We start from the raw sequence: 23,626 nt of genomic DNA on the forward strand, positions 1-23,626 counted from the left end.
GCGCGTTATCGTGTTACCGAACACCATTCGGTACAGGAGGCGAGCCCGATGGCCAACCGCACCTTCGTCGTCGGCGTGGGCATGACCAAGTTCGAGAAGCCCGGCTCCCGCGACTGGGAGTACCCCGACATGGCCAAGGAGGCCGTCGGCAACGCCCTGCAGGACGCAGGCGTCGGCTACGACACGGTCGAGATGGCCTACGCCGGCTCCATGTACGGATCGATGGGCCAGCGCGCCCTCTACGAGACCGGCATGACCGGCATCCCGGTGATGACCGTCATGAACGCCTGCGCGACCGGCTCCAGCGCGCTGTTCCTCGCCCGCCAGGCCGTCCGCGGCGGCCTCGCAGACTGCGCCCTCGCCCTCGGCATGGAGAAGATGAAGAAGGGCTCGCTCGGCGCCGGCATGGGCGAGTCCAAGGTCACCATCGTCGACCACCACCTGCGCTCCATGACCGCGGGCCGCGAGTGGGAACTCGACAAGGCGCCCATGCCGCAGATGTTCGGCAACGCCGGCCGCGAGCACATGGAGAAGTACGGCTCCACCCCCGACCACTACGCCTGGATCGGCTGGAAGAACCACAAGCACTCGGTCGACAACCCCTACGCGCAGTTCCAGACCGAGTACTCCCTCGACGACGTCAAGAACGCGACGATGATCTTCGACCCGCTGACCAAGCTGCAGTGCTCCCCCACCTCCGACGGCGCCGCCGCCGCGCTCGTCGTCAGCGAGCGGTTCCTGGACGAGCACGACCTGTGGGACCAGGCCGTCGAGATCGCCGGCCACCACATCGCCACCGACACGCCGCAGAGCTTCCAGGACCACTCCTCCATCCAGGTCGTCGGATTCGGCGTCTCCCAGCACGCCGCCAAGAAGGCCATGGACGAGGCTCAGGTTTCCATCGACGACGTCGACGTCATCGAACTCCACGACTGCTTCAGCGCGAACGAACTCATCACCTACGAGGCGCTCGGCATGGCCGAGGTCGGCGAAGGCCACAAGCTCATCGACGACGAGGCCACCACCTACGGCGGAAAATGGGTCGTCAACCCCTCCGGCGGCCTCATCTCCAAGGGCCACCCGCTCGGCGCCACCGGTCTCGCCCAGTGCGCCGAACTGACCTGGCAGCTGCGCGGCAAGGCCGGAAACCGCCAGGTCGACGGCGCCCGCACAGCCCTCCAGCACAACATCGGCCTCGGCAGCGCCTGCGCGGTCGCCGTGTACAAGCAGTGTTAACCCAAGGGGCGACCCCCTGGAACCCCGTCACGGGCGGAAGACCGCTGCCCGGCCTGGACGTGCGACAAAGATTGACTCTTGTCTCAGGTTCGCTAGGCTAGAAGTAAGTGGTCACTGGTCAGGAGGTGCGATGCCCGCCCCGTCCTCGCCATCGGTCGTCACCGCCGCCGCCCGCACGGTCGCCCGCGCTCCGCTCGGGCCCGGCACGCTCCTGTGGCGGCACGCCGCCGACCTGCGCTCCCTGCTCCCCGGCGCCGCCGCCGGCCTCATGCAGCTCATGCACCCCGGCATCGGCGCCGGGGTCACCGAGCACTCCGCGTTCTTCGACGCCCCGTTCGACCGGATCCACCGGTCCGTCCCGCAGATCTGGGCGACGATCCTCGCCCCGGACGGCACCGACCGCGCCCGCGGCATCCGCGACCTGCACCGCGCGATCGGGGGCGTGGACGAGCGAGCCCGCCGCTACCACGCCCTCGAACCCGAGACGTTCTGGTGGGCGCACGCCACCTTCACCTGGGAGATCTTCAAGGCCGCCGAGACCTTCCACCCCGGCACCCTCACCGCCGAGGACCACGAGCAGATGTACGCCGAGACCGTCACCTGGTACTCCCGCTACGGCGTCAGCATGCGTCCCGTCCCCGCCGACTACGCCGGATTCCAGTCCAAGTTCTGGCACATCTGCGCCAAGACGCTGGAACTCACCCCGGCCGCCGCCCGCGCCCTGGAGATCGCCAAGCACGGCTCCGACACCGTCACGATCCTGCCCGTCGGCGGCGCCCGCCTCGACCGCGCCGGACGCCTCGTCGTCGAACGCCCGCTGCGCCTGATCACCTTCGGCTGCCTGCCTCCGATCGTCCGGGAACGCTTCGACGTCCCGTGGTCCCCGCTGGACCAGGCCCGGTTCGCCGCCCTCGCCCTGGCCAACCGGCAGGGGTACCGCATGATGCCCACCGGCATCAACCACTGGGCCCTCCGCAGCATGCTCCGCTACATCGGCGCGCAGACCCGCCCCGCGCGCTACCGCCCGGCGGCCTGACAGAGTCAACCCGCCGTGGCCGGGGAGGCAAGGCGGGGACGCAGGTCCTCACAGGCGGCGAGGATCCGGCCGACATCACCGTCGGTCAGGGCCGCGTGCGCGGAAAGGCGCACCAGCGTACGGCCCACCGACGCCGTCGGCGGGAACAGGGCCGCACTGAAGATGCCGCGGCCGACCAGGGCGTCCCGGAGCATGGTCGCGTCCGCCTCCGAGCCCGTCTCCAGCGCGACGATCTGCGAGTCGGACTCCACGAGGCGGTAGCCGAGCCCGGCCAGACCGTCCCGCAGGCGACGGGTCACGGCGCGCAGCCGCTCCCGGCGCCAGCCCTCCTTGCGGACGACCCGCAGCGCCGCGGCGAGGCCCGCGACGTCGTGCGGCAGCAGCGTCGAGCTGAACACCGCCGGAAGCGCGGTGTGGACGAAGTAGTCGGCGAAGCCCGGACGGTCGCAGGCGATCAGACCCGCCCGCCCCGGAAGCGCCTTCGCCAGGCTCGCCGTGCGGAAGTCGACGCGCCCGGTCAGGCCCAGCGCGGCGACCAGGCCCTCGCCGTGCTCCCCGTGCGTGCCGAGCGAGTGCGACTCGTCAACCACGAGCATGCAGTCGTACTCCTCGGCCAGTTCCACCAGCCCGGGCAGCGGGCACACCGAGCCGTCGGTGCTGTAGACGGCGTCCACCGCGATCACGCCGGAGCCGCCCACCTCGATCCGGCGGCGCAGGTGGCCGAGGTCGTTGTGACGGAAGTAGGCCATCTCCGCGCCCGCCGCCCGCGCCCCCTCCCACAGCGACATGTGCGCGAGAACGTCCAGGTAGACGGGGACGTCCGGCCCGGCGGCCACCTGCAGGAGCCCGGTGTTGGCGGCCCAGCCCGACGGGCACAGCACCCCGGCCCGCGCGCCCATGTGCCGCGCGAAGTCCTCGCCCAGCACGATCTGCGGGTGGTCGTCGGACAGGCAGAGACCGGCGGCCTGCGCGCCGCCGTCCGCCGCCCGCAGGCTGGCGATCATGGCCTCGGTGACCGCCGGATGCTCGGCGAGGGCGAGATAGTCGCTACAGGTCAGCATGATCGCCCCGCCGCCGGGGGGCGCGGGCGCGGGCCGCCGCCCGCCCCGGGTGCCCCGGAACACCCTGATGCGTTCGCCCAGCCGCTGGTGAGCGCTGGTCATGGTCGTCACTCTCCCCCGTCAAACCTTCGTCACGTCCCGTAGCGGAACCTAATCATAGTGTGAAAAGAATCTCGGGGGTGAGGCAAAGCCTACGGAGTGTAGCGAGGTTTGAGTGGAACGAATTATTCCGTTCTGCTATTGTGGAGGGCATGAGCGAGATCATCACCTCGGGCTGGACCATCCTCGACACCGCCCACGAGGCACTGCGCAACACCGTCCGCGACCTCACCGTCCAGGACCTCGGCCGCCCGACCCCGTGCGCCCAGTGGAGCGTCGCCCAGGTCGTCCAGCACGCCGCCGGCGACCAGCTCGCCTTCGCCTCCTCCATCACCGGCGAGCCCGGCCCCGGCTACAACCCCTTCGAGCCCTCCGGCACGCTCGACGGATCGCCGATGGACCTGCTGGAACCATCCGTGTCCGCATGCGCCGCAGCCTGGGCCACCGTCGACCGCGATGCCACCGAGACCCCGGTCCCCGTCCCGCCCGGGTCTCTCAAGCCGGAGACGGGCGCGGGAGCCGCCGCGCTCGACGCCGCCGTCCACGCCTGGGACATCGCCGTCGCCACCGGCCGCCCCTCCCCGCTCACCCCGGAACTCGCCCGGCCCCTGCTGGACGTCGCCAGGCAGATCGTCGAGCCGCTGCGCCAGTACGGCGCGTACGCCGCGGCCATCGACCACACCGGTGACGACGAGGTGGCCGCGCTCCTGCGCTACCTCGGCCGCGACCCGGGCTGGACGGCCTGACCCGGCCGTGACCTGCGGGCGCGCGGCCCGCAGGTCACGCAACGTTCGCATCGAGTGGTTGCGGTGGTCGCATACTCTTCAACGACGCAACCGGACAATAAGGTGTGGAGACGATCGCCGCAGGCACCGACCCCGCGGTGGGCGCCGAGCTTTCCGGCTTTGGCGCGCGCACTGCGACGCCGACCCTCGTCCAACGGGCCCGCAGGGCCCGTTGGGCCGTTCTCGGGGTGCTGCTGACCCTCGTCGTCACGGCCCTGATGCTGACCGTCGGCCCGCTGCGGACGGCCGCCGCGACGATCGGTCACATGCGCTGGGCCTTCCTGCCGGCGCTGGTCCTGCTCTCCCTGCTGCACTACGTCTTCTCCGCGGTCGCGCTCCGCGGCGCGTCCGGCCGTCCCCTGCCGCTGGTCACGACGACGATGACGCAGTTCACCGCGTCCGCCGCCAACCGGGTCACGCCGGGCGGCATCGGCGCCGCCGCGGTCAACACCCGCTATCTCGTCTGCCGCGGCGTGCCGCTGAGCCGCGCCGCCGTCGCCGTGGCGGTCCTGCACGTGGCCGGCGTCCCCGCGGACCTGCTGCTGATGGGCGCCGTCCTCGGCCTCGGCACCGTCTTCGGGCCGGGCGCCGGGAACGACCGGATGCTGGACGCGCTCGGCCACCACGCCGCCCAGGCCGCGGGCCTCGTCCCGCCCGTCCCGCTGCTCATCGCCGGCGGGGTGCTCCTGCCGGCCGCCGTGCTGTGGGGCCGCCGCGCGGCGCGCTCCGCTCCCGCCCGCAGGGCCGTCGCCGGCTTCGCCGACCTGTGCCGCCGCCCGCGCGACCTGGCGACCACCCTCGCCGCGTCCGCCGGGACCACGTTCGCCATGGGCGTCGCGTTCGCCATCAGCGTCCTCGCCATCCCCGGGACGGCGGTCGGCCCGGCGGACGCGCTGGCGCTCGTCGCCGCCTACCTGGTCGGCGCCGCGGCAGGCTCGGCCATCCCGACGCCCGGCGGGGTCGGCTCCACCGAGGCGGCGCTCGTCGCCGCGCTCGCCGCCCTCGGCATCGCCGCCGGTCCCGCCTTGCACGCCGTCCTGCTGTTCCGGGCGATCACCTTCTGGGCGCCGGTCCCGCTGGGTGTGCTGGCGTGCCGGACGCTCCGGCGCTGACCTTTACGTTGTAGATCACTAGATGCCGAAGACCGCCCTGGCGTTGCCGGACAGGAAGGCGTCCTTCGCGGCCTCGCCGAGGCCCAGTTCGTCCAGGCCATTGAGGGCCCGCTCGGCGGTCATCATCGGGTAGTTCGTGCCGAACATGACCTTGTGGTGCCTGTCCTGGGTCATGTACCGGACGAGCTCCGGCGGATACCTGCGCACCGTGTAGGCGGACGTGTCGATGTAGACGTTCGGGTGCTTGCGGCACACCGCGACCATCTCCTCCGTCCACGGGTAGCCGATGTGCCCGCCCACGATGACGAGTTCGGGGAAGTCGAGTGCGACCTGGTCGACGTACGGGATCGGCCGTCCCGTCTCGCTCGGGCGCAGCGGGCCGGTGTGGCCGACCTGTGTGCAGAAGGGGACGCCCAGTTCCACGCACTCGGCGAACAGCGGGTAGTAGCGGCGGTCGGTCGGCGGCGACTCCCACAGCCACGGCACCACGCGCAGGCCCTTGAAGCCCAGTTCGCGCACGCACCGCCTCAGCTCCCTGACCGCCTCCATGGGCTTGCGCAGGTCGACCGATGCGACGCCGGCGAGCCGGTCCGGCGCCTGCCGGACGAACGAGGCGACCTCGTCGTTGCTCACCAGGTCACCCTCCGGCCCGTACCAGGCGCTGATCAGGCCGACGTCCACTCCCCCGGCGTCCATCGCGGCCACCGTGGACTCGACCGGTATCTCCTCCGACGGAGGCTTCTGCCCCGTCCACCTCCAGAGCGAGTCCAGCATCTCGTGCTGCAGGAACCGCACCGTCCCGTGCTGCATCCACGCGTCAATCACCATGGTTTCCTCCCACCGACCGCCATGCGGCCTCGCTCAGGATCGCGACCTGCCCGGCGTCCGGCTCCGGGCTCTGGCCGTTCAGCCAGAGCCGGCACAGCTCCTGCGCGGGCCCCAGCCAGAGGACGAACGCGGTCACCGCGTCCACATCGGCAAGCGCGCCGTGCCGGGCCTGCACCCGCCACCAGCTGCGCACCTCCCGGAAGAAGGCCCTGTTGCGCTCGGCCAGTGCCTCGCTCCCGGCAGGACGTTCCGTGAACATGAACCGGGCACGCCCCGGATGCTCCCTGCAACAGCGCACATGGAACGCCACGGCGGAGGACACCGCCTCGCGCGCGTCGTCGTGCGCCTTCAACTCGGCCAGGAAAGCCTCCTGGTACATCGCGATGCTCTCGACGAACAGCGCCTCCGCCACCTGCTCCTTGCCGGCGAAGTGGTGATAGAAGCTCCCGACGCTCACCCCGCTCGCCGTCCGGAGCGCGCTCAACGTCGTCCCGGCGACCCCGTCCTGCCCGAACAGCTCCAGCGCCGCCCGCAGGACCCTCTCTCGTCCAGCCTCACTCACAGAACATTATTCTGCCATCCCAGAACAATGCTCTGGCGCCGGGGTCGCGCCGGCCTGCTAGCCTCGTCCGCATGTCCAGCCCCGAGTCCGACAGACGCTGACTCCCGGGCGGCTCCCCTGAGCGCGGGCCGCCTGCGGTGGGCTGCCTTCACCCTCTGATCCGAGGGATCTCTTCTCGCCATCGCCGTCCGTGACGACGCCGGACGGCCCTCCCGGCACGCCCCCCACCGATCAGCCGACCTGTTCGCCGATTCGGGAGTCTCCCCTTGCCATTCGCCGTCTACGTCCTCGGGCTCGCCGTGTTCGCCCAGGGCACCTCGGAATTCATGCTGTCCGGCCTCATCCCGGGCATCGCCGCCGACCTGCACGTGTCCATCCCCGCCGCCGGCCTGCTCACCTCGGCCTTCGCGATCGGCATGGTGGTCGGCGCCCCGTCGATGACGCTGCTCGCCCGCCGGTGGCCGCGCCGCCGCGCCCTGCTGGCGTTCCTGTGCGCGTTCATCGCCGTCCACGTCGTCGGCGCCGTCACCACCAGCTACGCGGTGCTGCTGGCGACGCGCGTCGCCGCCGCCCTGGCGAACGCCGGGTTCTGGGCGGTCGCGCTCGCCACCGCCACCGCGCTCGTCCCCCCTGCCGCGCGGGCCCGCGCAACGTCCGTCGTCGTCGGCGGCGTCACCGTCGCCTGTGTCGCCGGAGTTCCCGCCGGCGCGCTGCTCGGCGGGGCGTGGGGGTGGCGGACGGCCTTCTGGGCGGTCGCGCTGGTGTCGCTGCCCGCGGTGTTCGCGATCGCCAAGGCGATCCCGGAGGAGCGCCCGTCGGCGAGCAGCGCGGGGCGGGAACTTCGCGCCCTCGCCAGTGGCCGGCTCCTGCTGACCCTCACGGTCAACGCGCTCTTCCAGGGGGCGACGTTCTGCACCTTCACCTACCTCGCGCCGCTGGCCACCAGCGTCGCAGGGTTCGGTTCAGTCTGGGTCCCGGCGCTGCTGGCCCTCTTCGGGGCCGGGTCCTTCGCGGGCGTCACCATCGGCGGGCGGATCGCCGACGCCCACCCGGCCGCGCTGATCGCGGCCGGGATGTCGTCGCTGGCCGCCGGGTGGGCCGCCCTCGCGCTGACCGCGGGGAGCCCGGCGGCGACGATCGCGCTCGTGTTCGTGCAGGGCATGCTGGCGTTCGGGACGGGCCCGGCGCTGATCTCACGCGTCCTCGACCAGGGCTCCGCCGCGCCGACGCTGGCGGGCGGGTTCGCGACGGCCGCGTTCAACGTCGGCGGGACGATCGGCCCGTGGCTCGGCGGCACCGCGATCGGCGCCGGCCTCGGCTACCGCTCGCCCGTCTGGGTGAGCGCGCTGCTGATGGCCGGCGCGATCGCGCTGCTGGCCGGTCAGGCCTGCTTCTCCAGGGCCCGGAGGGCGGAGCCGGTCATGGCGGGCAGATAGCCGGACCGGTGGCCGAGCGCGGTCGGGTGGTAGGACGAGCCGATCGGGATCGTCACGGCGTTGAGCCAGCCGTCGCCGGAGCACAGCTCGTGGCCGGCGAACTCGTCCCGGACGTCGGACCAGGTGAACCCGGCGCGCCCGGCCGCCTTGGAGATCACGCCGTCCATGGTGTCGGCGGCGCCGTTGAGGGCGGTCCGCTTGGTGTTGCTCAGCCCCGCGCACAAGTTGACGATCTTGTAGAGGCGCGGATAGCCGAGCACCACCACGCGGGCCGACGGCGCCTTCGCCCGGATCTTGGCGTACACGGAGTCGAGCTTGCCGGGCAGCGTGTTCTTCATGTAGCTCTCGGCCTGCGCCACCCTGCTCTGGCACGACGAGGTCGACTCCAGGACGCAGGTCTGCATGACGTCGCTGAACCCGGCGTCGTTGCCGCCGACCGTGATGCTCACCAGCGTCGTCGAGGAACTGAGCGCCCCGAGCTGCCCACTGGCGACGGTGTCCGTCGTCGCGCCCGAGCAGGCGACGAACTTGTACGACTGCGTGGTGTGCGCCGCCGCCCACAGATTCGGGTAGGCGTTGGCGCTGCGGTTGCACGACCCGCTGCCGGGGTCGTAGTTCCCGGCCCCCGTGCCGGACGAGTAGGAGTCCCCCAATGCGACATAGCTGGTTCCGGCCGCCGAGGCGGATCCGGACCATGCCACTGAGCCGGCGGCGAAGGTCACCGCACCGAAAGCGACCAGACAGGGGCGGGAGAGACGCATCTGCACACTCCGGGCGACGTATCGAATTGTGTCGCCCGACTTATACCCGCCCCGCCATTCCCCCAAGCCCCAAACTGATCAACAGTGTTTGGCACTATCCGCCATTGCAATCCGAAATACGAGAATCTCGGACCGTCAAGACACAAGGAACAACAACCATTTTCGACTAAATAACGACCGCCTCAGGAATCACACCGGCCCCATTCGTGCTCCCCTGTCGCGGAGCGAACGCGGCAACGGCGGTCACACACGTCCACGCCTGCGGCCGGCCCGGAGTTCCAGCCGCTCCCCCTCGAAGCGTGCGCGGAAGCCGCGGTCGTGCGAGACGGCGACCACCGCCCCCGGGTACGCCGCGAGCGCACTCTGAAGGTCCTCGACCAGGTCGAGCGCGATGTGGTTGGTCGGCTCGTCGAGGACGAGGAGGTCCGCGGGCCGGGTCACCAGGGCCGCGATCTGCAGCCGCCGCCGCTGCCCCGCGGACAGGGCGGCGACCGGGATGTGCAGGTCCTCCTCGCGGAACAGGCCCAGGGCCAGGAGCTGCTCGGCGTACTCGTCCGGCGGCCCCGGCCGCCCGGCGGCGAACGCCGCGAGCAGCGGGAGCCGCGTGGAGCGCGCGGGTAGTTCCTGCGCGAGGTAGCCGATCCGGGCGGGGCGGCGGGCCGCGCCCGCGTCCGGCTCCAGGCCGCCCGCCAGTACACGCAGGAGCGTCGTCTTGCCCGCACCGTTCTCGCCGGTGACCAGCAGCCGCTGTCCGGACTCGATCGTCAGGAGCCCGTCCAGACGCAGCCGATCACCGACCCGTACGTCGCCGAGTTCGGCGAGAGGGTGCCGGGCCGGGCCGTCCGCCGCCGGCACCGCCGAGAAGCGGAGCGGTTCCGGCGGCTTCGGCACCGGGTCGCGCCGCAGCCGGGCCAGGTGCTCCCGGACGGAGCGCACCTGTCCGCCGAGCTTCGCCTCGCTGGACCGGCGGTGCTTGCCGAAGCCCTCCTTCGGGTCGCGGCCGGTGGTGGCAAGCCGCCTCTCCGCGGCGTCGAGCAGTTCCTCCGTGCGGGCCACGTCCTCGGTCCAGGCCGCGTACCGCTGCTCCGCGCCGCGCCGGGCGGCGGCCTTCGCGGCGCGGTAGCCGGCCCAGCCGTCGCCGTACCGGCGCACGGTGCGCTCGTCACGGTCGACTTCGAGGATCGTGGTGGCGATGCGCTCCAGGAAGCCGCGGTCGTGGGTGACCGCGACGACGGTGCCGCGGTGTGCGCGCAGGTGCTCCTCCAGCCAGCGCACGGCCACCGTGTCGAGGTGGTTCGTCGGCTCGTCCAGGAGCAGCAGTTCGGGCGCGGCGGCCAGCACGCAGGCGAGCGCGAGCCGCGACTGCTCACCGCCGGACAGCGAGCCGAGCAGGCGGTCGCGGGTGATCCGGACGAGCCCGAGCCCGTGCATCGCGGCGTCCACCCGGGCGTCCGCCTCGTATCCGCCGCGTTCCTCGTATTCGATCAGCAGTTCGCCGTACGCGGCGAGTTCCTCATCCGAGGCGTCTCCCAGCGACTCCTCCGCCGCACGGAGCGTTCGCTCCATCTCGCGCAGTTCGGTCAGGGCGAGGTCGACGGCGTCCTGCACGCTGCGGGACGCATCGAGGTCGAGGGTCTGGGCGAGGTGGCCGGTGCCGCCGGGGAATCCGACGTTGATCTCTCCGGCGTCCGGCGTCTCGGCCGCGGCGAGCAGCCGCAGCAAGGTGGACTTGCCGGAGCCGTTCTCGCCGACGACGGCGACCTTCTCACCCGGCCGGACGGTGAAGGAGATCTGATCGAGGACGGTCCGGGTGCCATAGGACTTGGTGACGTCCTTGACGGACAGCTGCGCCACGGCGACGGGAGTGACGGCGGGCAGCACGGTATGGGCGCGGTCGCGCATATGACTTTCCCTGGGCTTGCGAAGGGTCTACGGGCAGCAGAAACGGCGGCATCGGCCGTGCCCGGACTCAGACGAAGAAAAGGAAAGCCATGCCCGCACCATACCGCGGGGTCAGGGGTTTCGAGGGCGGCGGATCTTGCGCCAGCCGGTGCGGGCGTGGGCGTTCAGGCGGGTGCTGACGCGGCGGGCGGCGGGGAACTCGGTGCCGAGCAGGCCGAGGCCCGCGAGGATCGCGACGATGCCGGGGCCGGGAAGGACGAGCATGGCGGCACCCGCGACGATCAGCGCGGTGCCGGCGATCGCGACGCCGATCTTGCGAAGGAGGCGGACGGGCGTCCGCCCCCGGGCCTCGGGTGACGGATCGGTCTCCGAGCCGGAACGGTCCATCGCGGTCGTGGTCACTTCGCCTCCCCCGGACGTCTTGTCATTGGGACGAACCGGAACCGCGTCCGGGATCCCGATCGCGGCCGGTGTGGCCAGCGTCACACCCGGGCCGAGCCGGGCATGGGACGGGCGCCCGCGGCGGCTAGCATCTCGATCATGAGGATCCCGTCCGGCGTGCCGCGGCGTGCGCGCGGCCGCTCCGGGGCGCTGGCCGCGCGGGTCTGGAGGCGGCTGGGCGGGCCGATGCAGTGGCGGCTCGCGCGGCTCCGGCACCGCACGTTCCTGGTCTATGCCGGCGGGATCGTCCGGGACGAGCAGGGACGGATCCTGCTGCTGCGGCACCGCATGTGGCCCGCGTACAGCGCCTGGGGGCTGCCGGGCGGGTACGTCAACGCCGGTGAGCGGCTGGAGGACGGCGTCGCGCGCGAGGTGCGGGAGGAGACGGCCCTGAAGGTGGAGGTCGCCGGGCCCCCGCTCCATCTCGCCAGCGGATTCCGGCACCGGGTCGAGACCTACTACGAGGCCCGGGTCGTCGGCGGGCGGCTCGACCTGGACGCCGGCGAGATCCTTGAGGCCCGCTGGTGCCCGCTGGACGCGCTGCCGGACGAGATGTCCCCCCGGCTCCGGAGCGTCATCGCCTCGCTTGACCTCAAGCACGGTTGAGATTGCAGCCTTGAGCGCATGATCCTCACCGACCTCGAACGCGAATACATCGCCGGGCAGCGGCTCGGCCGCCTCGCCACCGTCGGCCCCAAGGGCGACCCGCAGAACAATCCCGTCGGATTCAGCTACAACGCCGAGACCGGCACGATCGATATCGGCGGCTGGAACCTCGCCAAGTCCCGCAAGTACCGCAACCTGGAGCACAACGACCAGGTCGCCTTCGTCGTCGACGATCTGGCCTCGGTCAGTCCGTGGAAGGTGCGCGGCATCGAGATCCGGGGACGCGCCGAGACCGCCGTCGTCGAGGCGGTGGAGGGCTCCCATTTCGGCGGCGACATCATCCGCATCCACCCCCGCACCGTATTCAGCTGGGGCATCGACCCCGGCTCGGAGAAGAACATGACCAAACGCACGATCGAGTAGCGCTGAGGGCGGCGCCGGTGGCGTCGCCGATCTTCACCGGGGATCGCCGAGGAACGGGCTCGGGGTGCCGTGCCAGGTGACGAGGAGGGTGTCGCGCGCCCGGGTGGCGGCCACGAACAGCAGGGCGCGGGCCCGCTGGAGTTCCCGCCGGTACCGGGCCGGGTCGGAGTGCTCCCACTTGCGCAGGTAGCCCTGCGGGACGAGACCGTCGCAGACCCCCGCGATGATCATGTGCTGGTATTCGAGGCCCTTGAAGCGGTGCATGGTGCCGACGTGGACGACGTCGTCGACGCGCGGCCCGTCCGGGCCGATGGAGGTGGCGGCGATGCCCGCGCGGGCGAGGCGGGCCTCCACCTCGGCGACCATGGCGCGCTCCGGGACGCAGATCGCGATGGACGGCGCCGGCCCGTCGATCAGCTCGCTGACCTGGGAGGCGATGTGGTCGAGCTCGTCCTCCCAGGTCGCGGAGCCGTGCAGGACGGGCCGGTCCCCGCGCAGGACGGAGCGGTAGCCGCCGATCTCGTCGGTCTCGCCGTCGAGGTCGTCCCAGGGCTCCTCGCCGAGCAGCCGGACGGCGGAGCCGAGGATCTCGTGGGTGGTGCGGTAGCTGAGCGTGAGGCGGGTCGAGCGCCGGCCGCGGATGTTGATCCCGAGCACGCTCAGCGACACGTGGTTGTCGTAGAGGCGCTGGTGGACGTCGCCGACGAGGAAGATGTCGTCGGGTCCTTCGGGGACCATGGCGCGCAGCATCCTCCAGTGCGCGGCGGCGAGGTCCTGTGCCTCGTCCACGACGATGTGCTGGAAGCGGGGCCGCATGCGGGCGACGGAGCCGTCCTCGCGGTGGATGTTGAGGCCGTCCTCCTGGTGCTTCCTGATCCGTTCGGCGCGTTCCTGTTCGAGGCGGGCGGCGTGTTCGGCGACCTGCCGGTAGGTCCACAGGTTCTTCTCGTCGAGGCGGAGCCGGAACTTCTCGACGAGCCGCCAGATCTCGGCGCGCTGGGCGCGGCCGATGCTGCGGCCGCGTCCGGGCCGGCGGGTGCGGAAGTAGTCGGCGCGGGAGTGGCCCGCCATGCCGAGGATGACGTGGGTCCATTCGGCGTGCAGGAACTCGGGGTCCCAGTCGGTCTCGCCGAGTTCGAGGAGCAGGTCGCGCCATTCCTGGACGGCCTTGGTGTCGTCGATCCAGCGGCGTTTGCCGCCGGGTTCGGCGCGGGCCACGACGTCGGCGGCGAGCTTGTCGATGTTGACGATCTCGACGCGGGCGACGGTTTCGGGGCCGCCGAGTTCGAGCAGGCGCTTGCGGAGGTCGGCGGCGAGGTTCTTGGTGAAGGTGGTGAGCAGCACGGGCTTGCCGTCGCCGGGCGGGAGCCGGTCGACGAGGTGCTTCACGCGGTGCAGCGCGACGATGGTCTTGCCGGTTCCCGGTCCGCCGCTGACGCGGGCCGAGCCCTTGTTCCCGCGCTCGACGATCTTGCGCTGGCCGGGGTGCAGGAACACCTTCCAGCGGCCGAAGTCGTCCTCCAGAACGGCTTGCAGGTCGGTGTCGGACGTGGTGACCTGGGTGGCGGGCCGGGTGAGCGCGGTCGCGTAGTCCTCGGTGTCGACGGTCTCGGCGGCCTGGACGGGCGCGGTGACCAGGTCGAGGACCTCGTCGAAGGTCTTGCCGAAGTACAGCTCCAGCAGGACTTCCTCGGTGAGGGCCGGGGCCAGCTCGGTGAGCCCGAGGAGCTGCTCCTCGGTGGTGACGGTCCTGATCAGGGGCAGCAGGACGGCGGCGACGCCGAGCTGGAGGAGCTGCTCGTCGGTGAGGTCGGCGAACAGCGGCCGGGCCTGCGCGGGTTCGGGGGCCGGCTCGGTCCGCTCCGGTTTCTCAAGGACGGGCCCGGTCGGTGCCGGGGCCGCCGCCCGGGGCGTGGAGACGTTCTCCTCGACGCTGACGAGGTCGACGAACTCGATCGCGCCCGTCACATCGTTGATCTTGTACTGGTAGCGGTCGAGGTTGTCGTAGACGTCCTTGCGGTGCCGGACGGCGACGAGGATGTAGTCGCGGTTGCCGGCGTGCAGGAGCAGCGCCCGGTACTCGGCGCTGATCCGGGCGGAGTGGAGCCGGGTGTGGCCCTGGAGCCGCTTGAGGCGCAGCCCGCGCGCGTCGGGGTTCTTGCGGAAGTCGTGCTGGAACTCGTAGATGGCGCCCTTGACGACGCGCGGCAGCTTCTGGATCTCCTTGTCGGCCTTGTCGAGCAGCCGCAGCGTCGCCTCACCCTGCGTGGTCATGGGTTCCCCGCCTTGATCCGTTCCGCCAGTTCGTCCACGTTCCACCAGGTCGCCGTACGGGTCTCCCAGCCGGCCCGCGCGTAGGCGCGGTAGCGGCCGGTGGACTCGTCGTCGTTGCCCGCGAGGACGACGGCGACCTTGGCGTCCGGCCAGGCCAGTTCCGCCTGCCATGCCTGCTCGCCCAGCTCGTAGCCGACCTCGGGGGCGGGGGCGCCGCGCGCCATCAGGCCCCGCGCCAGCTCCGCCAGGCCCCGCTCGTCCGGGTCGAGGAGGTCGAGTGCTTCGGCCCAGGCGGGGTCCGGTGCCGGGGAGGCGTCCGGGTTGACCGCCGGGGACGCCGCGGGGCCCGAAGCGGGGGCGGCGCGCTCGCCCGGGGGCGGCGTGGACGTGCCGGTGGACTGCCGCATGTCCGGCGGGACGGCGTCCGGCTCGGGCCGCGAGTCGTGGACGCTGCCGGGCGGCAGGTCGTCGGGGTCCAGCGGCAGCAGGCCGAGGGTCGAATGGAGCCCCTCGCCGCCGGTGACGGCGAGGGCGGACGGGTCGAACCCGTCGAGGGCGGTGTAGGCGAGCTGTACTCCGTCGCCCGCGCCGTAGGAGAGGAACTGGAGGAGGTTCCCCCAGTACAGCCAGGCGCGCCAGCGGCGGCGGTGGGCGTCCTCGTCGGCGTCGATGGCGTCGGCCCGGTCGTCGATGACGGCGAGCGCCGTCCACGCCCGGGTGCGCCCGTTGGCGACGACGGTCAGCGGGCAGCCGCTCGCGTCCCGTGTCCGGGCGAGCATCAGTTCGCCGCGCGGCGGGGTCGGCAGGTCGTCGCCGCGCACCGCGGCGCCCAGGAGGTCGCCGATCGCTTCGGGTGCGGCCTGGCGGAGTTCGGCGCCGGGCATCACGAGGCCCGTCACGGCGGCCTCGGCCCGGCGCCGCCAGCGTTCGCCGTCGGGGTCGGACAGGAACGCCAGGAGCGTCTGGATCGGGTTGGCCCAGATCAGGTCGGCCAGCTCGGCCGGGTCTCCGCCGCCGTGGAGGTAGCCTTCGCGGGCCTTGGCCTGCGCGTTGCCCTGGTAGGGGATCCAGGCGGGCGCTTCGGGGAACCGGCCAGCCTCCCAGTGCTCGACGTCGTCCCAGGTGATCTGGAAGACGACGCGGCCGTGGGCGCGCAGCCGCTCGCGTTTGGCGGCGTCGCCGGCGAGGCGGTTGGCGTGCGGGGCGGCGTGGTAGTTGTAGCCGTCGAGGTAGAGGGCGACTTCGAGGGGCGCCCCGTCGAGCCGTTTGAAGTAGACGTCGGGGCGGGTGCCCTTGATGGTGTTCTGCAGGATGACCTGCCAGTGGACGACGTCGTCTCCGGCGGCGATGCGCAGGTGGGCGGTGCGGCGGTCGTTGAGGCGGGGGCCGGGGCTGATGGCGCGGCCGGTGCCGGGACTGCCCGCCCACCGCAGCAGCGCGTCCAGGAACCGGGCCTCCAGCTCGCTTTCGACCTGGTTGACGAGGGAGATGTCGTCGGTGCTGGCGACGGACGCGGTCTCCCATCCCTCCAGCAGGTCGGCGAGCATCTCGACGGCGAGGCCGCGGTCGGCCTTGTCGAACTCCTCGCCGCGGACGTGGGACAGCAGGCAGCGGTGGCAGGCGGCCTTGCCCTCCTCGTTGGCGCACGGGCAGTGGAAGACGACCTCGTACGCCTTCTCCAGCACTTCGCGGAACCCGGCCTCGGTGGACATGCGGTGCAGGTAGCCGGTGCCGCCGGGCAGGGTGTCGTGCAGGACGAGGAATCGGCGGCGGTGCCCGCTGTGGTGCAGGTGGTCGGGCATGGTGGCGGTGACGATCCGCAGGTGGGCGGGGTCGCCGCCGTAGCGGCGGGCGATCCCGGCCTTCAGCGCGGCCTCGAACGTGACGGTCCGCTCGGGGATCATCGTGGTGGCGATGGGGACGAGGATCCGCAGCGCCTCGGTGCGCAGTTCGTGCGCGAGGATCAGCGGTTCGTGCTCGACGTCGCCGCCGCGCCGCTGCGCGCACCAGGGCCGGTGGTGGCTGCGGGACGCGTCGTAGCCGGACGTGGTGCCGCCGCCGAGCCGTCCGTCCCCGTCGGGCGGGCCGTCGGCGGTGGCGCCGCCGCAGGTCCTGCAGACGTGGAAGGGGTTGAGGCGCCGCAGGTCCCCGGCGAACGGGTCGCCCGCGGGCCGTTCCATGCGCAGCGACCCGAGGTTGAACCGGCGGATCACGGCGCGGCGGGTGAAGTCGACGCCGAACACCCGCCTGGCGTGCCGCCAGGCTCCCGGGGCGATCTCGTCGCGGGGGATGTCGACGGCGACGGCGGTCTCGTAGAAGCGGCGCTGCCGCTCGTCGTGGTCGTCGCGGATGCGGGCGTCGTCGCGCAGGTCGTGGGCGGTGACGCGGGTGGGGACGAGGACGGTGTGCAGGCCGCTGCTGTCGCCGATGCGCTCGTTGCCGCAGCGCGGGCAGGGGCTGTGGTCCTCGCGGGCGGCGGTGGTGCGGACGTAGCCGCATTCCTGGCAGACGCGCCACTGCTGGTAGGCGGGGCGCTGCGGGGTTCCGATGTCCAGGCCGGTGACCTCGTGCCGGTAGCCGCGGATGTAGAAGTGGTTGCCGGGGGCCAGTTCGGTGAGGGCGAGGGACGCCGAGCGCTCGTACTCGCGGAGTTCGCTGTGGTAGCGCCGGTCGCCGCGGGCCCGGTCGGTGCGCTGCCGGTCGGCGGGGGCGGGGACCTCGCCCGTGTCGTCGCCGACGCGCTCCTCCCAGGTGATGGTGGCTTCGAGTGCGGTGGCGGAGTCGATGAGCGAGTAGTTGGGCAGCAGGCCGAGTTCGACGAGGGCGCCGTGCGCGTCGGCGCGGCCGATCTCGCCGATCCGGGCCTGCACGGCGCGGCGCTCGGCGCGCAGCTCGTTGCGGCGGTCGCGCTGCTGCCGGTCGGAGTCGATCATCTCGGCGATCGCGGCGTCGATGACCTCCAGCCGGGCGCGCAGGTCGGCGAGCCGCTCGTCCCAGGCCCGCGCCGCGGCGTCGACGCTCGCCTTGAGCCCGGTGGCGGCGAAGTCGCGGAGCCGCCGGGCGGCGTCCTCGGTGACGCCGGTCTCGGGGTCGCCCTGGGCGAACAGGGCGAGGAAGCCGTCGGCGAGAGCCTCGCCGCGGGAGAGGACGGCGTCCTGGAAGGCGGGCAGCCAGCCGGAGTCGCCGAACAGCGCGGACGCGACCCGCGGCATGGGCGGCAGGCCCTCGAAGCGGTCGCGGGCGGCGAGGTCGACGAGGTGCGCGGCGTACTGGCGCTGGAGGATCTCGACGGCGGACAGGTGGCAGCCGGGCGGCACGATGTCGCCCGCGATCATGTCGGTGGGGTCGGTCAGGTAGTAGCGGTCGCGCGGGTTCCGGCCGATGAGCGTGAGCAGGAAGGCGTTGCCGGTCCTGCGTCCGGCCCGTCCCGCCCGCTGGACGTAGTTGGCGGGGGAACGCGGCAGCGACGCCAGGACGACGGCGGACAGGTCGCCGATGTCGATCCCGAGTTCCAGCGTCGGCGTGCACGCCAGGACGTTCGGGTCGCTGTAGCGGGTGCCGTCGCGGAACTGCCGTTCGACGGTCTCGCGCTGCTCCCGGGTGAGGGCGCCGGTGTGCTCGGCGGTGATGACGCTGAACGGGCGGGCGCTGCGGTAGAGGCTGCGGTAGTAGTCGTTCTCGTACCGGTCGCCGCGGCGGGTGTCGGTGTCGAGCCGTCCAGTGCACCGGTAGCGCGGGCAGGGCGCCTCCGCCCATTCGCGCATCCGGTCGGGATGGACGGTCTGCTGCCAGTTGCAGACCGGGCAGTACACCCCGGCGCCCTCGACCTGGTCGTCTTCGAGCCGCCACACCTGGACGTGGCCGGGCCGCAGCCCGAACACGGGGGTGGCGCCGTCCCCGGCGGTACGCCGCGCGATCACGTCCTCGTCGGTGAGGACGGTCAGCAGCCGGGACAGGTACTGGCCGGACGCGCCGGGTTCGATGCCGAGGCAGCGGGCCGTCCAGTCCTGGAACCAGGACTGCCGCCCGGTGATGCCGTCGAACTCGCTGCGGTTCTTCGGCGCGCCCAGCACGAAGCGGGGCGCGGACAGCCCGCGCGGGAACGCGGGCATCCCGTCGGGGCGCCTGCCCCAGATGGTCATGTACCGCTTGGTGCCGGCGCCGTCGATCCACGCGTCCAGCCAGTGGTGCTTGATCGCGCCGCGCATCCGCATGCGTTCCAGCAGCCCCCGCACGTACGCGACGTAGGTGTCGTGGCCGGGCAGGCCGGTCAGCGCGGCCGGTCCGGCGAGCTGGAGGTCGCGGGCGAGGCCGGCGATCCGGTCGATGTCCTGGACGGCGACCTCGGCGGCGGCGGTCCGGGTGAGTTCCAGGGTGCGGCCCTGCCGGGAGCGGAGGCCGAACTCCATGACGGACGCGAACGCGAGCCGCTCCCCGATCAGCGTCCACGTCCGCGCGGACCCTTCGGTCTCGCCCGCGAGCAGAGCGTCCACGTCGTCGCGGTCGTGCAGGTCCGGCGGCACCACCGAGGGGAGGTATCGAGGGTCGCTGGCCTCCTTGACGGTCTCGGAGATCAGCTCGTGCAGCGGCTTGGGCCCGTCGGCGCCGTCGAGCTGGGACGCGAGGAGGAGCCGCAGCGAGAACCCGTACGACCGGTTGGCGACGAACCCGGCCCGGTGCGCGGCGTCCTGCACGGAGTCGTTGAACAGGAGGGTCTTGCGCTCCTGCTTGTCGAGCTGGCCGCCGGTGAACAGTTCCGTCACCGCGACGGACGCCAGCGCCGCCAGCCCGGAGCCGAGGAACCGCGTCCCCTGCTCCATGCCGCAGGCGGGGCACCGGTCGTTCTCGGCGTCCCGGTTGCTCTCCTTGGAGTGGCCGAGGTCGGCGAGGACGAACACGTCGCGGAAGTCGCTCCTGGTGGAGTTCTCCAGGTCCTTCTCCGGGTCGAGCGGCCGGACGTGCCGGCCGTTCGCCGCCAGGACCAGGACGTTCGGGCCGCCCTGCCCGCCCGCCGCCCGCGCCTCCACCTCGCGCCGCGTCGCGCTGATGAGCGGCCGTACGAGTCGTTTCTCCGAGATGCCGGACCGGTAGATGCGGGCGGCGTCGCTGACCAGGTCGTGCGGGTCCCGCTCCGGGGAGATCGCCGCCCACCCGGACCGTCCGCAGTGGCGGCAGTACACGGCGGGCAGGGTCTCCCGGCCGCCGCCGGTGAGCGTCGTCTCCGCGTCCATCGGAGGCGGGGCCTCCCCGAACCAGGCGAACCCCGGGCGGGGACCGACCGCGCGCAGCAGCCGCGTCACCGACCGGACCCACAGATGCGTTTCGACGTGGAGGAACGGGCGGCTCGCGTCGTCCGGGTCGCGGGCCTCGGACAGCAGCGCGACGAACCGTGCGAGCGCGGTCGCGGCATGCTTGGGCGAGAGGCGGATCGCGTTGCCCCAGCTGTAGGCGCCCTTACGCGGGAGGAGTTCGAGGATCTCCCCGAGCGTGTGCGGCCTGCCGTCCAGGACTTCGAGGACGGCGCTGGTGAGGATGTGCCGCCGCAGCACCGCGCCGAGTTCCTGCGGGGTGAGCGCGTCCCGCCCGGTCACGGCCTGCATGATCTGCGCCATCGCGCCGCCGTCGTCGTGCGGGTCGCGGATGAGCGCGAGTTCCTGCGGGTCGGGGAGCGGAAGCGTGTAGTCGATCCCGTCCTGCTCGATGAACTCGTCGGCGCTCTGCCGGTCCTCCCCGATCACCGAGTCGGACTCGAAAGGCGTCCCGAACACCGTCTCGGCGACCCGCCTGATCTCGGCCCCGTCACCGCCCTCCCCCAGCGTCGCGCTCGTCGCGACCGGGCAGATGTTCCCCAGTGGCCGCCCCGGCTCGCTGTGCCCGAGCGCCGCCGCCAGCCGCCGGAGCAGCATCGCCACGTCGGTGCCCTGCGCGCCGTCGTAGGTGTGGAACTCGTCCACGACCACGTAGGCGAGGTCGGCGTCCTCCCAGAGGGGAAGGTCTTCGGCCCGCTGGAGGAGAAGGTCGAGCATCTTGTAGTTGGTGATGAGGATGTCCGGACGCGACCGCCGGATCTCGGCACGCTGCGTCAGCACGCGGGCGTAGCCGGTCTTGGGCGTGTCACCGATGTAGAGGGCCGCTGTGACGTCGCCGAGGCCGGGCTGCTGGAGGTAGTCGTTGAGGCGCTGGGCCTGGTCGGTGGCGAGGGCGTTCATCGGGTAGAGGAGGACGGCCTTCACCCCGGCCTTGCCCTCCGCCCGCCGCCTGCGGCAGTGGTCGAGCACGGGAATCAGGAACGACTCGGTCTTGCCCGACCCGGTCCCCGTCGTGATCAGCGTCGGCCGCGCCTCATGGTCGAAGGTGGTAAGTCGCCTGAACGCCGCAGCCTGATGACGGTACGGAACGAACCCGGCCGGCGCCCACTGGAGCAGTCCCCGCCACCCGTCGGGCTCGGTGCGGAACGGGGTGCGGATGCGGAGGTAGGGGCCGCGGAAGATGCCCTGCTCGGGATGGTTGAGGAAGCGTTCCAGCCCGTCGCGCACCTGCTCGTCCGCCAGCGCGAACGTCGTCGTGAGGTACTGCGTCAGATTCCGCCGAACCTCCTCGGCCGCCAGCGTCGGCCTCATCTACACCGCCCTTTCGTCCACCTGCGACAGGCTATCTACGCATGGTGACAGTCCCAGGCCGTTCGGGCGGGTCGCTGTGACCGCCACCGGTCAATCGACCAGGTCGGCGCGGATGAGTGCGGCAGATGGCTCCGGCGATAACGAGCCTCGTGCGGCCGCGCGCTCAGCGGCGTGTCCGGCGGGTGAGGACGCGGCCGAGGACGGAGGCCAGCGCCACGGCCCCCGCCGCCGCGCCGACCTGAAGTATCCGGGCGCGGCGGGAGCGGGGACGTTCGGAGGGAGGGACGGGGGCCCGGTTGTACTCCTCGTCGAGGATCTGGTGGAAGCGGCGGGCGCGTATCGTCTCGGAGGTGCTCATGCGCACTTCGCGGGCTTCGCGCCAGTAGGAGCGTCCAGGGTGGGCGCTGAACATCTCGCGGGAGATGGCGCGCAGGCGCGTTTCGGGGAGTGCCTTCGTCTCGAAGGACATCTGCCATTCAGAGATGATCATGTTGATGTACATGAGCTGGCGGCGGGCCTTGCGGTCCTCGCCCTCCGGCACCGGGCCCCATGCCGCGTCGAGGTCGGGGGCGTCCATGGCCATCTTGAGCAGCTCGGCTATCGCAATGCGACGCGCCTCTTCACGCGCGATCTTCGTCTCGCGCGCCTGAAAGATGAGAGTGGCCACGATGCCGACCAGGGCGACGGCGGCTAAGAGCGCCGACGCCGCGCCGTAGGTCTGGCCGATAAAGCTCAGTCGTTCCCAGCGGGCGGTCGGCCCCTCGAACGCGCGCAGGGCCCACGGGGAGGCGCCGAGGAGGCCGAGGGCCACAATGGCGAGGAGGCTGAGACTGAGTGTTCTCAGCGCTCTGCGACCCATGCGAACGGAAGGCATCCAGAAACGATAGATCAAACCGCCGGGGCGGGTAGCGAGGCCACTTCCCGCTCGAAGAAGTCGAGCAGAGGCTCGCCCTTCCGGAACAGGCGGGAGATCTCGGCCGCGGCCGTGCTGATCGCATGGGACGCGTTGATGCGTTTGGCCCCGTTCGGCGTCCAGTCGGGGAGGTAACGGACCTGGTAGAGGACACGCCTGCCGATTATCACGAGCTCGGGCAACTGGCGGCGGGTTTCGAACGGCGCGAGTTCGGCGGCCGGGACAACGCGCAACTCGAAGCCCACTTCCGCGAGCATCCGCAGTGCGTAAAGCTCCCATTGGACGTAGGGGGTCAAGGGCTGTTCGACCACACGGACGCGCTTGATCTTCAGCCCCTGCCGCCTGTTGTGGCGGGCCTCCGTACGGACGGCCTCGCGGTCCTGCTCAAGGAGGTCCAGGGCGCGCCGCCAGTCACCGGAACGGAACGCTTCCCAGCTTGGATCATCCACCTCTCGGAACGTCTGGGAGCGTTCGAGCTTCCAGATCACACCTCGCAGACCTTTGACGTGGCGGGCGAAGTCGCTGTGGTAGGCCGCGTGGTCCAGCTCGTCACCCGAGAGCCGGGGGATCTCGTCAAGCATCTCGGATGTCCGGTTTGGCGGCGGAGAGCAGGCGACCAGAGATGATCACAAGGCGCTCGTCGGGGCCGATGCTCACGCCCGGCGGAAGCCGATCGCCGTACGCACCGGTGGCGTCGCGGCCGATCACAGCGATATCGCCGTTGTCCAGCTCCCAGATCTCCGGGCAGTCCTGGGTGGTGCGGCTGTCCCCCACCTCGGCGGCCGTCTTGCCCAGCCGCCGATGGAACCCCGCACCGTGGTCGGCTTCCCACGGCCTGGCCATGATGTAACTCACTTCCGGTTGCGGGTGCGTCAGCAAAAATTTTCTCTCACCGGCACTGGAGTGACAAGGTCTGTCCAAAAAGTCCATTCGGCGGGGAGTTGCACGCAAAGGTGGATTGAGAAGCCGAAAACTTCGTGGCGTAGAAGACGATCAGCGCTCTTCGCTGGTCGGCGACTTAACCGCATATCGACCCACTCTTTGCAAAGCGCCGGGCGGACGCATTCCGAACTGCTGCACGGCCTCGACCGATGGTTGGCCTCTTCCGGCCAGCCGAGGGGTGAGCGCTCACGTCCTGGCACGCTGCACCGGGCACACGGGGCCAACGTCGTCCAGGACGACAGCAAGGCCGGTCCTGCGGTGCCAGGTGGACGGTGTCCAGCGCACGAACGGAACGCTGCCGCCACCGGATCACCGACGAGGTATGCCACACGACGGGGGCACATGGCCCTATCGGGGGCCGAGAGCGATGGACGTCCCGCCTCACGAAGCCGACAGGAACTTCCCGCGGCGGCACAGCCCGGAACGGATGGAAAAGCCAACCAGGTCGTGCGCGTTCAGCGTTGTTGCACAGCCGCCAGCCACTCCACAGCGGCGACCGCCAGCCCCGGCTCCGGACCGGCCTCAGCCGGCGTCGCTTCCATCGTCGAGACGCAGTCATTACGACCAGCCGGGAGTGTCACGTGTCCGG

At 71.8% G+C, this 23,626-nt stretch carries 18 protein-coding genes; 7 read left to right on the forward strand and 11 right to left on the reverse strand.

The genetic code is table 11. The annotated features are described in order from the left end of the window. The first annotated feature begins 48 nt into the window (after positions 1-48). Positions 49-1,236, forward strand: coding sequence for a thiolase C-terminal domain-containing protein (locus ACQPZP_RS28345; RefSeq protein WP_433472769.1), 1,188 nt, complete (start codon positions 49-51; stop codon positions 1,234-1,236). A 130-nt stretch (positions 1,237-1,366) separates the two neighbouring features. Continuing rightward, the gene (locus tag ACQPZP_RS28350; RefSeq protein ID WP_433472770.1) at positions 1,367-2,272 is read left to right on the forward strand and encodes an oxygenase MpaB family protein; all 906 of its coding nucleotides are present in this window, start codon (positions 1,367-1,369) and stop codon (positions 2,270-2,272) included. 5 nt (positions 2,273-2,277) lie between these two features. Here the strand turns inward: ACQPZP_RS28350 and cqsA are convergent, their stop codons facing one another. Continuing rightward, positions 2,278-3,435: an alpha-hydroxyketone-type quorum-sensing autoinducer synthase gene (cqsA, locus tag ACQPZP_RS28355; RefSeq protein ID WP_433472771.1), complete on the reverse strand. Its 1,158-nt coding sequence runs from the start codon at positions 3,433-3,435 to the stop codon at positions 2,278-2,280. Between the two features lie 149 nt (positions 3,436-3,584). On the opposite strand from cqsA, the gene ACQPZP_RS28360 reads away from it, so the two are divergent. Further along, positions 3,585-4,178 (forward strand): TIGR03086 family metal-binding protein, encoded by a 594-nt coding sequence (locus tag ACQPZP_RS28360; protein WP_433472772.1) that lies wholly within the window; start codon positions 3,585-3,587, stop codon positions 4,176-4,178. Between the two features lie 104 nt (positions 4,179-4,282). Continuing rightward, positions 4,283-5,329, forward strand: coding sequence for a lysylphosphatidylglycerol synthase transmembrane domain-containing protein (locus tag ACQPZP_RS28365; protein ID WP_433472773.1), 1,047 nt, complete (start codon positions 4,283-4,285; stop codon positions 5,327-5,329). A gap of 18 nt (positions 5,330-5,347) precedes the next feature. Here ACQPZP_RS28365 and ACQPZP_RS28370 read toward each other — a convergent pair whose 3' ends face one another. After that, positions 5,348-6,157 carry an amidohydrolase family protein gene (locus tag ACQPZP_RS28370; RefSeq protein WP_433472774.1) on the reverse strand — a complete coding sequence of 270 codons (810 nt, stop codon included), beginning with the start codon at positions 6,155-6,157 and terminating at the stop codon, positions 5,348-5,350. After that, complete coding sequence (locus ACQPZP_RS28375) at positions 6,147-6,719, reverse strand: TetR/AcrR family transcriptional regulator (RefSeq protein WP_433472775.1); 573 nt, start codon at positions 6,717-6,719, stop codon at positions 6,147-6,149. The genes ACQPZP_RS28370 and ACQPZP_RS28375 overlap by 11 nt, the downstream gene beginning before the upstream one ends. A gap of 266 nt (positions 6,720-6,985) precedes the next feature. Between ACQPZP_RS28375 and ACQPZP_RS28380 the strand changes: the two genes are divergently transcribed. Next, the gene (locus ACQPZP_RS28380; RefSeq protein ID WP_433472776.1) at positions 6,986-8,155 is read left to right on the forward strand and encodes a Cmx/CmrA family chloramphenicol efflux MFS transporter; all 1,170 of its coding nucleotides are present in this window, start codon (positions 6,986-6,988) and stop codon (positions 8,153-8,155) included. Here ACQPZP_RS28380 and ACQPZP_RS28385 read toward each other — a convergent pair. The 3 genes from ACQPZP_RS28385 to ACQPZP_RS28395 form a co-directional block, all read right to left on the reverse strand. Next, positions 8,101-8,916: an SGNH/GDSL hydrolase family protein gene (locus tag ACQPZP_RS28385; RefSeq protein ID WP_433472777.1), complete on the reverse strand. Its 816-nt coding sequence runs from the start codon at positions 8,914-8,916 to the stop codon at positions 8,101-8,103. The two genes, ACQPZP_RS28380 and ACQPZP_RS28385, sit on opposite strands and share 55 nt — an antisense overlap. A gap of 243 nt (positions 8,917-9,159) precedes the next feature. Then, positions 9,160-10,818, reverse strand: a complete 1,659-nt coding sequence (abc-f, locus tag ACQPZP_RS28390) for a ribosomal protection-like ABC-F family protein (RefSeq protein ID WP_433472778.1) — start codon at positions 10,816-10,818, stop codon at positions 9,160-9,162. Between the two features lie 111 nt (positions 10,819-10,929). Next, complete coding sequence (locus ACQPZP_RS28395; protein WP_433472779.1) at positions 10,930-11,220, reverse strand: PGPGW domain-containing protein; 291 nt, start codon at positions 11,218-11,220, stop codon at positions 10,930-10,932. Positions 11,221-11,358: 138 nt separating this feature from the next. Between ACQPZP_RS28395 and ACQPZP_RS28400 the strand changes: the two genes are divergently transcribed. Both ACQPZP_RS28400 and ACQPZP_RS28405 read left to right on the forward strand, forming a co-directional pair. After that, positions 11,359-11,865, forward strand: a complete 507-nt coding sequence (locus ACQPZP_RS28400; RefSeq protein ID WP_433472780.1) for an NUDIX hydrolase — start codon at positions 11,359-11,361, stop codon at positions 11,863-11,865. Between the two features lie 18 nt (positions 11,866-11,883). Further along, the gene (locus ACQPZP_RS28405; protein ID WP_433472781.1) at positions 11,884-12,288 is read left to right on the forward strand and encodes a PPOX class F420-dependent oxidoreductase; all 405 of its coding nucleotides are present in this window, start codon (positions 11,884-11,886) and stop codon (positions 12,286-12,288) included. A 33-nt stretch (positions 12,289-12,321) separates the two neighbouring features. Here ACQPZP_RS28405 and ACQPZP_RS28410 read toward each other — a convergent pair whose 3' ends face one another. The 5 genes from ACQPZP_RS28410 to ACQPZP_RS28430 all read right to left on the reverse strand — a co-directional run bounded on the left by ACQPZP_RS28410 (position 12,322) and on the right by ACQPZP_RS28430 (position 22,938). Next, on the reverse strand, positions 12,322-14,562 hold the full coding sequence (locus ACQPZP_RS28410; RefSeq protein WP_433472782.1) for a UvrD-helicase domain-containing protein: 2,241 nt from the start codon (positions 14,560-14,562) through the stop codon (positions 12,322-12,324). After that, complete coding sequence (locus ACQPZP_RS28415; protein WP_433472783.1) at positions 14,559-21,182, reverse strand: DEAD/DEAH box helicase; 6,624 nt, start codon at positions 21,180-21,182, stop codon at positions 14,559-14,561. The genes ACQPZP_RS28410 and ACQPZP_RS28415 overlap by 4 nt, the downstream gene beginning before the upstream one ends. 163 nt (positions 21,183-21,345) lie before the next feature. Then, the gene (locus ACQPZP_RS28420; protein WP_433472784.1) at positions 21,346-22,056 is read right to left on the reverse strand and encodes a DUF6082 family protein; all 711 of its coding nucleotides are present in this window, start codon (positions 22,054-22,056) and stop codon (positions 21,346-21,348) included. A gap of 14 nt (positions 22,057-22,070) precedes the next feature. Next, positions 22,071-22,676: a DUF6879 family protein gene (locus ACQPZP_RS28425; RefSeq protein ID WP_433472785.1), complete on the reverse strand. Its 606-nt coding sequence runs from the start codon at positions 22,674-22,676 to the stop codon at positions 22,071-22,073. After that, entirely contained in the window at positions 22,669-22,938 is a 270-nt protein-coding gene (locus tag ACQPZP_RS28430; RefSeq protein ID WP_433472786.1) for a hypothetical protein, read from the reverse strand. The genes ACQPZP_RS28425 and ACQPZP_RS28430 overlap by 8 nt, the downstream gene beginning before the upstream one ends. Positions 22,939-23,626 lie beyond the last annotated feature (688 nt).

Source organism: Spirillospora sp. CA-142024 (genome assembly GCF_050942325.1).
GTDB lineage: Bacteria > Actinomycetota > Actinomycetes > Streptosporangiales > Streptosporangiaceae > Spirillospora.